Here is a 13,049-nt window from a genome sequence, read left to right as displayed (position 1 = left end):
AATGGCCGTGAAGATTCATTTGCCCAGTGAGCATGAAAATGCCCGCATTGAAATGCTGCCCCTAATTGATGTGGTCTTTTGTATCCTCACGTTCTTTATTTTGGCGGCGGTGAGTCTGACGCGGCAGCAGGCGATTACCTTGAATCTGCCCCAAGCAAGCACCAGTCAAGCGCAGTCGCAAAAGATGTTGGTGGTGAGCATTGATCCGGCGGGGCAACTCTTTGTGGATAAAGACCCTGTCAACCGCAGTGAACTCTATGAACGCTTGGCCACGTACTTGAAAACGAATCCGCAAGGGATGGTGATTTTGCGGGCATCGCAGGTGGTGAGCTACAACGAAGTCATCCAAGTCTTGGATCTGTTGCGATCAGTGGGTGGCAGCCGTGTTGCCCTCGCAACCCAACCTGTCGAAAAACCCGTTCTCAGTACGGAGCCTAGCCCTCTGACCGGCGAATAATCAACCCACAGTCCCCAATCAAACACCTCCGACCCAATAGAGTGTAACAGTGGAAACGATTCCAAGTATTCCTGCTGCTCCAGCGGGCTTTCGCTCTGGCTTTGTCGCCTTGGTGGGTCGTCCCAATGTGGGCAAGTCCACCCTCTTTAACCATCTGCTGGGGCAAAAAGTCGCCATTACCTCCCCCGTGGCGCAAACGACCCGCAACCGCTTACGGGGCATCCTGACAACGGCAACGGCGCAATTTATCTTTGTGGATACCCCCGGCATCCATAAGCCCCACCATCGCCTTGGGGAAGTGCTGGTGCACAATGCAAAGGGTGTTCTCAATCGGGTGGATGCGATTGTCTTTGTGGTGGATGCGGCAAGTCCGCCCGGTCGGGGCGATCGCTACGTGGCGGCTCTGCTGACAACGACCCCATCTCCTGTGCTGATAGCCATCAATAAAATTGACCTGCTGCCAGCAGAGGAGCGAGAACAACGGCAACAGGACTATCAAACCCTTGGCCCTTGGCCGGCCTATCCCTGCTCGGCGCTCACGGGAGAGGGGGTTGGTTTGCTGCAATCGGCGATTGAAGCGCAGTTGCCCCTTGGCCCCTATTACTATCCGCCAGAAATGGTCACCGATCAGCCGGAGCGCTTCATCATGGCGGAATTAATTCGCGAACAAATTTTGCACCACACCCGCGAAGAAGTCCCCCATTCGGTGGCTGTTACAATTGAACAGGTGCAGCAGGATCGCAACCTGACTCGTGTCCACGCTGTGATTTATGTGGAGCGTCCAACGCAAAAGGCTATTATTATCGGCCAAGGGGGTCAGTTGCTCAAACAAATTGGCACCGCTGCCCGCCAAGAAATTGAAACCCTCATTGGTGGCAAGATTTATTTAGAACTGTTTGTGAAGGTACGCCCCCGCTGGCGACAGGATCGGTTGCGCTTGGCGGAGTTGGGCTATCGAATTGATAAGGATTGAGCCGATGAATACAGCATTGCGAGTTGGTGTGGCAGGACCTGTGGGGTCAGGGAAAACTGCCCTTGTGGATGCCCTTTGTAAAGCTTTGCGCGATCGCTATCGCCTAGCGGTCGTCACCAATGATATTTACACCCAAGAGGATGCCCAGTTTTTGGTGCGTTCCCAAGCCCTTCCCCCAGAGCGAATTCTCGGCGTTGAAACGGGGGGATGTCCCCACACCGCCATTCGGGAAGATGTCTCCCTCAATCTCGCGGCCATTCAGCAATTGGAGACGGTGCTTCAACCTTTGGATCTGGTTTTTGTCGAGAGTGGCGGCGATAATTTGGCTGCGACCTTTAGCCCAGAATTGGTGGATTTAACGATTTACGTGATTGATGTGGCCGCCGGCGATAAAATTCCCCGTAAAGGGGGACCGGGGATTACCAAGTCAGATTTATTGGTGATTAATAAAATTGATCTTGCCCCCTATGTGGGGGCTGATTTAGAGGTGATGAAACGGGACACCTTGAAAATGCGGGGCGATCGCCCCTATGTGATGACGAATCTGAAAACTGGCCTTGGGCTAAATCAGGTGATTGCTTTTCTCACATCCCATTTGGCAGCGTAAATGTCATCCCCCGGAATTTGACCCAACGCACAAAAAATCACTGATCACCATCACTGGCATTGAAACAATTTGCCCCTTAGAATCGCCCTATCCGTGTCGTCAGGCAAGAAGTACTATGAACTACCCATGGGTGAGGGGTGCGACGCTCGGAGCAACGGGGTTAGTGGCCATGGCTTTAGCCGCAGTGGGTCAAGTCCAACTCCTTAGTGGCGAAGAAGGTCTCCCTCAAACATGGTGTGGATTACCAGTGGCAACTCACCCTCACCTGTACCACTGGCAGCTGTCAAAACCGTCAGTTGGTTTCGACCGATGCCCCTAGCGAATTATCCAAGCCAAAGATGTGGCGGATGCCTTTACTGGCACGACACCCTCAATCAACTGGTTAAACAACGCCTGGCGCAGCCGGGAGAATGGCCAGCTCCAGCAAAAATGGCAAGCCCTCTTGCGGTCTCCCGCTGTTCAATTGGCCAATGTGGCGAATCAACCCCTCCTTCCCTTGCCACCCCAGCCCTAACTCTCTAGGGAGAGCTCTGCCAGCCACTTGTAGAGGTCAGGAATGTTGGCATTGGGTTGCAGCAGCTCTTCCTTCATGTGCATGAGAACCTTGGCCAAGGGTTCGGCGCGATCGCGATACTCAGCAACACTGGCCAGCAGATCCGTAAATACCTGTTCTTCGATCTGGGCACGGGGGGGTGGCTCAGCTGTCGCATCACGATAGGTTTGATAGGCCACAGGGGTGGCCGCAAACCCCAACCGAAAGATAAAGGCATTGGCCGCTTCTTGCAGTTGCCCTTGGAGCGATCGCACAGACAAATCGCTGCGCTCAAACCCCACTTCTCCTTTTAGGGTGACTTCCACAATGGCCTCTGCCATGTCTGACCGCTGCCGCTGCACCAGTTGCTGGAGTTGGCTCTCCACATGGCTCACGGTGTCACTGGGGGTGAGGGTAAGGGTGTAGCGATGGATGGGACGCTGCCAATAGTCCCGCTTGAGTTCCGCTTGGGGTGACCCCTGATCGAGACTGACCAGCAGCACTCCCCGGGGATTTTGCTGCTGATTTTCCTGAATTGAATTGGCCTCAACGGAGCCGGGATTAAAGATCCAGTCCTCAACGGCGTAATGGCGATGGATATGCCCTAGGGCGAGATAATCGACACCCGCTTGGCGTAGGGGTAGGAGTTCGTTGTAGCGCAATGCCCCTTGGTAGCGGGAGACTTGCCCCTCAAGGCCGTGGTGAAAGAGCAAAATCGTCGCACCAGCAGCGGGCGGCAGTGCCTGAATTTGACTAGCAAGCTGTTGAATGGCACGGGGGGCACTGGCACCATACCACTGGGAACCAATGACGCGCACGCCGCAGGGGAGATCAATGTAGCCACCCCGCGCTGCCTCGGAGTCCCACGGCTGTAATTGGCCACTTTCATCAGGTTCTAGTAGATAGAGATAGTCTTTTTCACAGAGGTAGCGTAGCCAATTGGACTTGACACCGTAGGGACAGTTATCGTGGTTGCCTTCGATCGCCAGCACTGGAATCCCCGCCGAGCGCACCTTGTCGAGGACGTATTCCGCTTGATTGAGAATGCCGGGGGTAATCATCCGCTCCTCAAACAGATCGCCGGCAATCAGGACGAAATCCACCTGTGCCTCGATGGCGTAGGTTTGCAGGGCACTGTCAAAGGCGGTGAAAAAGTCAAACGTGCGATTGGGATTGTCTTGGCGGTACTTGTTGAAGCCAAGGTGGACATCGGCAACATGGAGAAAACGTACCATTGAGCACTGTCTCCTAGGGGCGATCGCTGGGAAGTTGGGCAAGGCGTGCGGCCCAATTGGGATAGGCCTCTGCGGCTTGGTCTGTGGCCACCACTTCCACGGTGCGATAGCAGGCCACGGGCAAATTCAGCAAGCTGGCCAGAAATGCAGCTAAATCCTCACGACTCAGAGAACCCGTCAGGCGATCGCCCTGATCAAGGCGCAACTCTTTACCACCGGGCTGATCCGTCAGACCACAGGGACGGACAATCGTATAGGGCAGGCCACTTTGGCGCAGCATATTTTCTGCTGCTAGTTTCCACGTGAGGATGCCCCCCAGTTGCTCATTGTACTGGACCGCCAGGGGCTGCCCCTTCAGGTCAAGATCCGCTTGTTGCGGACGGGTCACCCCCGCAGAACTCACCTGAATTATGCGGGGCAAGGGCAAGCCCCCATAGGCTTGGATCGACTCAATCTCAAGGCTGAGGGTGCCGGGGCGGAAGTGGGGGTTGAGGGCACCGTCATACTCAAATTTGCTGAGCATCAGTTGCAGGGAGTAAATTTGCCCCACATTCAGGGGTGGAGCATTGGTGGCGGTGCGTGCCCGAAACACCGGAATAAAGTGGCTAAAGGGCAACTCGACCGTGATCCACTGATCGGCTACCGTATCAAAGGACATGGCGTAGCCGACGCCATCCCAAGCGGGGTCACTGCGTAGGAAAAATTTATAGCGCTGGCCATCGCCGCGAACCCGGAGTTGAATGCCCGTGTACCCCTGGAGATTGAGGGCTGGGGTGAGGTTGCGGGTGCGAATCGAGACAAACCCCCCAGAATTTTCCGTAGAAACCAGCCCTGTGAAGAGGGCACTGTGCTCCTTAAGGTAAAACTGGCTGGCACTGACGCCGCCCATGACCACATCATCGAGGGCTCCCCAAACTTCCTTCAAGGGGGGCGTGGGATAGCGATAGTCAAAGAGGGGATAGGTATTGGGTTGACTTTGAAAATAGGGTTGGGCACGTTCCAACAAATGCCGCATGCCCTCAAATTCAACGGCCTCTGGACTCGCACCGACAATTTCAAGGCCGGGGGGGGGCGCGTTGGGGTTGGGCTGTACCTTTGCCCCAACACAGTTGATCACCGCTCGACTGCCCTGCAAGAGATCGGTAGGCAAGGGTTGAGTCACGTCGGCAACGACAATGTCTAAAGAAGGGTCTGAGGGGAGCACACTCTCGGCCTTGGCGCGATCGCGCACCCCTGCCCGCACGGCATAGCCTTGACCCAAGAGGGTTTTCACCACTGCTTGACCGGTTCGACCCGTTGCCCCCATCACCACAACAAGGCCACTGCCCCGATAGGCGGGCGGCTTAAAGAAATCCGGTAAAAGGGGTAACAGCACAGGGCGCAGAGGTTCGAGCGTTCCCACAAAGGGTAAAGTTTGAAAAAAGCGCAGTGTATCGAGAAAGCGACCAAGTTCCCAGTTATTTGCCATAGAGGGGCATCACGCTTGACCAATGGGGGAGTTTTTCCCCTGCCCTTAGTGTATCGTGCCACTGTTGGGCTGCCCATGTGAGCAGAGCGTGGCCATAGTCAGTGGGGTTGGGGGGATTCAGGTGTTTGTAGGGGTGAGGCCAAGTGGCTAAAAGCGTTTCTGCGTCGTGGTCTGCCAGCAGGCGATCGCCCCAAAGAGAGTTGAGACTCCCCCCCTGGTAACGGTAAATGCCAAGGTACTGATGCCCCTGCTGGGCACGACGCGACACCACCCCATCCTGTTCTATGAGTTCATCACGATAGTGCCACGCCATTGTGCCAAGGCTAGACAGACCCAAAAGGGGAACTCCCAGTTGTTGGGCTAGGAGGCGGGCAGTGACTACCCCCAAGCGCGTTCCCGTAAAGCTGCCTGGCCCACAGCCAATGGCGATCGCCCCCAGTTCACCCCAAGTGTAGCGACCCATCAGTTCCCCAAGGCAAGGGTGAAGTTGGCTGGCCAGTTCTCGACCCAAGAGCCATGTTTTCACCTCTAGCAGTTGTTCTGCCCCTAAATCATAGAGACCGGCCACCAGTGTGGCATCGCTCGTATCAAAACCAAGACAAAGCAGATTAGCTCACTCCGACGGCGATCGCCACCAAGCCAGCCACTAAGAGCAATCCCCCCACAACCAACAGGGCTGCCCGTACTTTTTGCTGAGGTGTCCAAGGCTGCGCTTGATAGACCTTGGGTTCAATGGCAAAGTTGTTTAGGCGACCGCCCTCATCGGTGGTATAGCGCATCGAAACAAACCTCAATTCAGCGTTACAGTGCAGCTATTCTAACAAGCGAGCTTTACGACCCTTGAGAATCCTTAACAATTTCTTGCAATTGACCGTGGCGATAGACTCGCAACCAGCGACCGCGCCAATAGATGCGATTGCCAAAACAGCCCCCCAGCCAAATGAGGAAGCTCATCACATCCCGCAGGGGCAATAGCCAGAGCCACAACAGCAGCCGAGGAGTGCCCATCAAGACCATGCTGATGATGGCCTGCAACCAGCGAATGCCCTGAACCCCGAGAAAGACGCTGAGAGTCCATGGGGTTGGAAACAGTCCCCACAGCAGGGCACTATAGACGGTGCCAAAGATAAACACCATGCCAAAATACTGATTGCCGCGATTGGAGCGAATCGTGCGTGCCCAGCGCAGTTCCCGTTGCACGGCCTTTAGGAAAGATTCATCACTGCAATCGTTGTCAAGGACATACCTAGATAGCTCTACTCGATAACCCGCCTGCCAAGCGGTATAGCCCAGTCGGTAGTCGTCACCAATGCGGTTGAGGGCAATCTCAAAGCCGCCAATGTCTTCAAGCACCTGCCGCCGCAGCACCACCGTTGGGCCAATGGCAAACCGCAATCCACCATCAAGAAAACGCGCAATCAGCACACTGGGGATAAAGTCAATGCAGCGCCCCATGGCTAGAAAAGCAGCCCCTAAGCGTTTGGGATGGTGATCAATGTAGCCGCAGGTAACCACGCCAATGGTTGGATCCGCCAAGGGAGCGGTAATGCTCCTGAGATAGACACGAGTGACGCGCACGTCGCTATCGGCTAACACAATCACATCGTAGCGGGCATGGGGCAAGAGTTGCGAGAGGTTACTCATCTTGCGGTTAATGCCGCGAATCTCATTGCAAAGGTACCAGCGGGCGCGATCGGGATACTTTTGACACAGTTCTTTGAGAACGGGCAAGGCGGGATCTGGCAGGTCTTGGACGCCAAAGAGCACTTCGTAGGTCGCGTAGTCCTGCTCACACAGCGATGACCAATTTTCCCAAGCGCCAGCATCCAAACCACAGACAGGAACAAGCAGGGAGACCGCTGGTGCCGGATCGAGGCGCTGAGGTGTTTTCTGGCCAAAAAATTGTAGCGTTAACCCCCCCGCAATCAGGTAAGAGGCGGTACCCGTCAGACTTAACAGGCTCAGTAGAATGAGCACAATAATCATGGTGCTGTCGTAATTGTCCCTGTCGTTGGTGAACTGGCACTGGCATAGGGTTTGACCGGAATCCGACCCGCTAAGTAGGCAAGACGGCCAGCAGTGGTTGCGAGTGCCATGGCTTTGGCCATTGCTGGGGCATTTCCCGCTTGGGCGATCGCGGTATTAATCAAGAGTGCATCTGCCCCTAACTCCATCGCGGCGGCCGCCTCACTGGGGGTGCCAATGCCCGCATCAACCACAACGGGAACACTGGCTTGATCAATAATGATTTGAATATTGGCGGCATTACGCAGACCTTGCCCCGAACCAATGGGGGAGGCCAAAGGCATCACAGTAACACAGCCCACTTCCTCAAGGCGCTTGGCCAGCAGGGGATCTGCATTGATGTAGGGAAGAACCGCAAATCCTTCTTTGACCAGTTGTTCTGCGGCTGTAAGCGTGCCAAAAGGATCGGGCAGCAAATATTTCGGGTCGGGAATCACCTCTAGCTTGACAAAGTTGTTGTCCTCTTGACCCAAGAGCTTGGCCATTTCTCGGCCTAAGCGGGCAACCCGAATCGCCTCCTCAGCGGTTTGACAGCCAGCGGTGTTGGGCAGCAGCCAGATTTTACTCCAGTCAAGGGCATCCACAAGTCCTTCGTGACCGGGGGCATTGGTTTGAACGCGACGTACAGCTACCGTAACAATTTCACAGCCACTCGCGGCAACACTAGCCTGTAGATCCGCAATGGAACGATACTTGCCCGTACCGGTCATCAGGCGTGAACGGAACTGCCGCCCCGCGATCGTTAGCGGGGCATCTTCAATCAATAGCTCAGGAGGCGGCGCAGTCACCATGATGCACTTGTAGCATTAGGGTTTGCCTTTCTACGATATCAGGGTTACGCTCTTCACTGCTGCGACTTTGGAAAACTTGTGGCATCATAGAGGCACCATAGCTTTGGGAGTGCAACATTGGTGCATGGCACATATTGGCAACAATGCCGCCATTCAGGCTGCCGATCGCCTGCTACGTCAATATGGGTTTGATTTGGATGGCTCCTCAGTTGAGGTCATTCTAGATCGCTGGTTGCGCCATTTTCCTCCCCGTTGGATTCGCCTTGCCCTCATTGAAGCCCTCTATCTGGGGCGCTATAAAGCCGTTTCCGTAGAGCAAATTTTAGAGCTATGGCAACGGCGTGAGCAACCGATTTATCACTTCAACAGTGAGTTTGAAGCCATTATCTGCCAGTCATTACCCATTAGTGTGCCGGAACCTGCTCCCTCTCGCCTTTCAGAGACACCTAGGAATACAATTAGCGAATTTCACCCTGATTTAGCGTCTGACCCATTTGTTACCAAGTTAACCAGTATTGTGCGGCAGTGGCAGTCCCAAGACTTCCTCGTGGAGCAGGGCGATCGCTCCCCCTAGGCCGTTGCAGGTTATACTCTTTTGGGTAAGATTTCGCACCTCCACCTATGGCTGTTTTTGAAGGCACCTATCAAGTTCTGGGAACGCCTCGCTTTGGCATTGTGATTTCCCGCTTCAATGACCTGATTACGACCAAACTGCTAGAGGGTTGCCAAGATTGTCTGCGTCGTCACGGCGTTGATCCCAATCCCCACGGTTCTCAAGTGGACTATGCTTGGGTTCCCGGTAGTTTTGAAATTCCCCTTGTGGCAGCTCAACTGGCGGCCAGTCGTCGCTATGCTGCCATTATTTGTCTAGGGGCAGTCATCCGTGGCCAAACCCCCCACTTTGATTATGTGGCTGCTGAAGTCACCAAAGGCATTGCCACCGCCTCTATGCAAACGGGTGTGCCGATTATCTACGGCATTCTCACCACCGACACGATGCAACAGGCCCTTGAGCGCGCTGGCATCAAAAGCAACAAAGGTTGGGAATATGCCCTCAATGCCCTTGAAATGGCAAACCTGATGCAAACCCTCCCCAGCAGCATCAATCCACCAACAGCCAAACTCAGCCCCAGTACCCCCGTTCTTGCTGATGGGTAATCCCAAATGGTAAAGCAAAAACTTCTTCCTAGGGCTACCAAGGGCTGCCAATCATCGTAAACCCTGCCCAAAAGTACGGATGGGAAAATTGACGCCCACCCCCAACTTGAACTTCTTGGGGCAAAGGAATTGAAAGCTCTTCCCCTCGGTTAAGCAGCCGTAGCTGATTCCCCTCAATCCTGGCCTGCTGGTGGATCATTGCCAGTTGAGCTTGGCGTAAAGCCTCTGCCTTAATTGGAGCAGTTCTCAACCAGCCATAGAACGCCGTCATCAAGGCCAGTGTTCCTTCATCACTCACATACCACAGGCTGGCAACCGAACTTTTCACACCCGCTTGGAGCGATAGACCAGCAAACCCCAATTCTGCATTAGTATCTCCCACCGCTGTGCGACAGGCACTCAGCGTCATTAGCTCTGTAGGCGGCTGGAATAACCGCAACTGCTGTAATTGAGACATTGAAAGCTGTTTGTTCCAAAACTGAATGTAGGAATTTTGCAGCTTGCCTGCATTAAATTCAGCATGGGTCGCTAGATGCAGAATAGGGTAGAGACTGCGGCGACGCTGAGTTTCTAGATTCGAGACGGTAAAGGCTTCATTGAGGAATACTTGCCCTTGGCCTACCAGTTGCGTAATTGTTTGTAGCTCGATGGGAACGGCTGGCAAAGGACTTTGATTGGTGAACTCAGAAGCGCCCATTGCCAGTACAGAGGCATTTTGCAATGGTTGGTAGCGGGTATCCACCAAGTTGATACTGGGAATGAGACCCAAATTATAGCGTTCCACTAGGAACTGACCATTACGACCTATAGGACTATCACTAACCGCCGAGGAAATAAGATTTGACCCCGTGTGCAAAGCAGCGATCGCCACACTCCGTAACTCCTGATCAAGGGCGAAAACCAGTGTATTAATGCCTCGTACTTGTAATTCAGCATCAACACCCCCCATCATCCATTGGTAGAGCTGCTGCGCGAAGGGTAGATAGGATTCGCTATTGGTTTTCGTTGGATCTCGCACCTCGCGATTAAAGGCGGCAATGACACGGCGCACTGCTTCTTGGGGCACTCGAACAGGTTGATAAATGGGTTCCCCTTCGGGTGTGATAATGAGAATATCCAACTGTTCAGGTCGCCAAAAGACATAGCTCAGGGCAGGTTTTTGACCTGTTTCTTGAGCCATACGCCCTAGTAATTCTTTGATTTGATCAATGTCAAGGAACTGTAGTCCCTCTTGACTAGGAGTGCTCAAAAATTTATCAAAGTACTCACTAAACTCAAAGGAATAAAGCTGCTGAAGCAGTTTGATAGCACTGTTGTAGTCTCCCTGATCAAAAGCGGCACTGATTTGCTGACGGATGATCTCAACTCCGGGGAAGTAAACGACTTGAGCAGTATTCTGGGGCACTTGAGTGCCTTGTATCTCCTCGCTAAGTAAGATCCGACCCAGATTCTCTTGAATTTGGGGTTCTGGAGGTAGTGGTGGCGGTGTTTCCGTTGGTGGAGGTGGTGGCTCTGTCGGTGGGCTGGGGGGTGCTTGAGAAACCCGATAAAGAAAACCAGAACCAGAAAATAGGGCAGACTCAGGATAGGTGGTATTGAATTGCTCTGAACCCGTGAGGCCACCATTGATATTGAGATTCGGGTCAGTGGAATAAACTAGCCAGCGACCATTGGGGGTACTGAAGACATTTGAGCCATAGTTGTTAATAAAGTTATTTTCCGCAGCAAGGATAATCGCATCCCCAGTCCCAAAGGCAGAAATTGGTGCATTGAGAACAATATCGCCTGTTAATGTTTGCAGGAAAATGCTGCGCCCTGTAATGCCTGTCGGGTTAACGCTGCCAACAGTAAGGGTACCGTTATTGACAAATTGCAGATCACTCGAACTGTTCAACTGAGCAGCTAGTATCCCCACTTGGTTATCGGGGTTGGTTAGTATTGCTCTGCCATCTCGTAAAGTTAAACCCAAGCTACCTGCTCGAATCGGTGCACTTTGGGTTAGGTTCCCACTGTTTAAACTGAGGATGAGGGTATTGCCATTGGTATTGATGCCAGTGGTGAGGCCATTGACACCATTGTTGAAACTAACGATACTTAGGGTATCTTGATTACTCAAGTTCACATTTCCAGTGACATTTCCTGAGAGTGCCTGCAACTCATTGTTGGTGTTGTTAAGGCTGAAAGTCCCCTGTCCGAGGAGTTGGAGTGTCCCCCCAGAAATAGAATGGCTGCCCTGGGTAACGCCGCCACCGCTATTGAGTGTAAGATTGCGACCATTGAGATTCGTCGTACCGGAGCCATTGAACTGAATACCTAGGGAACTTGCGCTGGGGGTTTGTAGGGCGAGATGGTAGTTGAGGCTGAAGGGGCGAACATCAATGAGACCAGTACCACTAGGGTGACCAATCGTAACCAAGGAAAATCCCCCTGTAATTTGATTGAGGAGAAATTGATCAACGATTAAGTCACCCGGTGCGTCACCAATGCCGACGGGAGTATCCGCATCAATGGGTTGAAAGACAAGGCGGCCTGCCCCGGTACTATTAATATCCAGCAGAGAGCGAGGATCGCCAAAGACTTCAATCCCCCCTTGGGCTGCCAATGTCAGTACGCCATCCTGAACAACAAACGTGAGGGGGCTAAAGACTTCCATGACCAGGCCGGGATTACCATCAGTGCCGCGACCTTCGATAAGAATGTTCCCATTCCCAGTCGTTTTGACTTCAGCAGGGTAATCTGTGTCAGAAACAGCGATGAAACGAATCCCAGCGCTTGATTCTCCCCCTGTGCCACTGAGGGTGATGTTGCCACCTTGACTGGTGATGCTGGTGAATCTGCTCTGGATGCCTTCTATGCTGAAGGCAAAGCCCGTACCGCCAGTACCCGTAAGGGTAATATTGCCTGTAGTGGTTTGGATTCCTGAATTTTCAAGACCGATGCCAACATTCGAAGAACCTTCAGCGCTGTGGCCCCCGGTACCCGTTAAGGTAAGATTGCCAGCCTCGGCCCTGATGAAGGAGTTCTGAACCGAGATACCATCCACAGCGCTATAAACACTAGAACCACCTGTCCCCAGAATGGTGATCTCCCCAGACTCTGAGGTGAGGATTGAACTCCCACGGATCAACACCCCTTCTTTGCCATCAGTTGTTGCACTGCTGCCATGAATCCTAATATGGCCACCATCTGCATTGAGCGTAGAGTTTTCGATATTAACCCCAGCAGTGTTGACACCGATCGCTGGACTGGTGAAGGGATCAGAACCACCCCCGAGAATAATATCCCCACTGTTAGAAATGAGTTGAACTGAGTTTAATCGAATGGCGCCTGCGCCGCTATTATCGGTATCGGCATGGAGAATGATATTCAGTCGGCCTGCTTGGGAAGTAATGCTGTTAGAAACAAAAATGTTATTTGCCGCTTGCAAGGTGAGGGAAGCATCGCCACCGGCTGTTTTGGTAATCGGGGCAAGCACAGAAATATCACCTGCTTGAGTGCCAGTCTCGCCTGTTGTGATTGTGACGCTAGTGCCAAGATTGAGGGCAGCTTCAATGGCGGTATTTTCAACAAAGGCATCATCAGTGGTGGGGGTAAAGACATCAGGATTATCGCCGGAGAAGCTACCACCATTCGTCGGCGAGGTGGAGATGGTGACGTTGCGTGGGTCAAGGAGCCATGTACCGGGCTGACCATTAACTGCACTGGTATCTACTCTTCCTCGAACGCTGAGTAATTCTCGACCGGAGGTTTCCACAAAGCCACCGTTGCCGCTGAATTGTCCACCCCGTGCGGTGATAGTACCG

Annotated in this window: 12 protein-coding genes; 5 read left to right on the top strand and 7 right to left on the bottom strand. The window is 53.3% G+C overall.

What is annotated here, in order from left to right:
- The first annotated feature begins 7 nt into the window (after positions 1-7).
- The 3 genes from IGQ15_RS09335 to ureG are packed head-to-tail and all read left to right on the top strand — an operon-like array spanning position 8 to position 2,037.
- On the top strand, positions 8-457 hold the full coding sequence (locus IGQ15_RS09335; RefSeq protein ID WP_297051115.1) for a biopolymer transporter ExbD: 450 nt from the start codon (positions 8-10) through the stop codon (positions 455-457).
- A 49-nt stretch (positions 458-506) separates the two neighbouring features.
- Positions 507-1,430 carry a GTPase Era gene (era, locus tag IGQ15_RS09330; protein WP_297051114.1) on the top strand — a complete coding sequence of 308 codons (924 nt, stop codon included), beginning with the start codon at positions 507-509 and terminating at the stop codon, positions 1,428-1,430.
- 4 nt (positions 1,431-1,434) lie between these two features.
- Positions 1,435-2,037: an urease accessory protein UreG gene (ureG, locus tag IGQ15_RS09325; RefSeq protein ID WP_297051112.1), complete on the top strand. Its 603-nt coding sequence runs from the start codon at positions 1,435-1,437 to the stop codon at positions 2,035-2,037.
- Positions 2,038-2,547: 510 nt separating this feature from the next.
- Here ureG and IGQ15_RS09320 read toward each other — a convergent pair.
- Genes IGQ15_RS09320 through IGQ15_RS09295 form a run of 6 tightly spaced genes read right to left on the bottom strand, consistent with a single transcriptional unit; the run spans position 2,548 to position 8,088 of the window.
- Entirely contained in the window at positions 2,548-3,804 is a 1,257-nt protein-coding gene (locus IGQ15_RS09320; RefSeq protein WP_297051110.1) for a DNA repair exonuclease, read from the bottom strand.
- Between the two features lie 13 nt (positions 3,805-3,817).
- On the bottom strand, positions 3,818-5,272 hold the full coding sequence (locus IGQ15_RS09315) for a CIA30 family protein (protein WP_297051108.1): 1,455 nt from the start codon (positions 5,270-5,272) through the stop codon (positions 3,818-3,820).
- Positions 5,262-5,879 (bottom strand): tRNA (adenosine(37)-N6)-threonylcarbamoyltransferase complex dimerization subunit type 1 TsaB, encoded by a 618-nt coding sequence (gene tsaB, locus IGQ15_RS09310; protein WP_297051171.1) that lies wholly within the window; start codon positions 5,877-5,879, stop codon positions 5,262-5,264. Before tsaB ends, IGQ15_RS09315 begins: the two co-directional genes overlap by 11 nt.
- Position 5,880: 1 nt before the next feature.
- Entirely contained in the window at positions 5,881-6,051 is a 171-nt protein-coding gene (locus IGQ15_RS09305) for a ssl1498 family light-harvesting-like protein (protein ID WP_297051106.1), read from the bottom strand.
- Between the two features lie 52 nt (positions 6,052-6,103).
- On the bottom strand, positions 6,104-7,258 hold the full coding sequence (locus tag IGQ15_RS09300) for a glycosyltransferase (protein ID WP_297051105.1): 1,155 nt from the start codon (positions 7,256-7,258) through the stop codon (positions 6,104-6,106).
- Positions 7,255-8,088 (bottom strand): thiazole synthase, encoded by an 834-nt coding sequence (locus tag IGQ15_RS09295; RefSeq protein WP_297051103.1) that lies wholly within the window; start codon positions 8,086-8,088, stop codon positions 7,255-7,257. Before IGQ15_RS09295 ends, IGQ15_RS09300 begins: the two co-directional genes overlap by 4 nt.
- Positions 8,089-8,212: 124 nt before the next feature.
- On the opposite strand from IGQ15_RS09295, the gene IGQ15_RS09290 reads away from it, so the two are divergent.
- Both IGQ15_RS09290 and ribH read left to right on the top strand, forming a co-directional pair.
- The gene (locus IGQ15_RS09290) at positions 8,213-8,662 is read left to right on the top strand and encodes a hypothetical protein (RefSeq protein ID WP_297051101.1); all 450 of its coding nucleotides are present in this window, start codon (positions 8,213-8,215) and stop codon (positions 8,660-8,662) included.
- Positions 8,663-8,709: 47 nt separating this feature from the next.
- Positions 8,710-9,246, top strand: a complete 537-nt coding sequence (gene ribH / locus IGQ15_RS09285; RefSeq protein ID WP_297051099.1) for a 6,7-dimethyl-8-ribityllumazine synthase — start codon at positions 8,710-8,712, stop codon at positions 9,244-9,246.
- 34 nt (positions 9,247-9,280) lie between these two features.
- On the opposite strand, the gene IGQ15_RS09280 is transcribed toward ribH, so the two are convergent.
- On the bottom strand, positions 9,281-13,049 hold a 3,769-nt coding region (locus IGQ15_RS09280; protein ID WP_297051097.1), incomplete at its 5' end, for a CHAT domain-containing protein.

The sequence above is a fragment of the Thermosynechococcus sp. M98_K2018_005 genome, from assembly GCF_015295825.1.
Classification (GTDB): domain Bacteria; phylum Cyanobacteriota; class Cyanobacteriia; order Thermosynechococcales; family Thermosynechococcaceae; genus Thermosynechococcus.
Note: the sequence above shows the minus strand (reverse complement) of the source record. Positions and strands in the feature narration are given on the sequence as shown.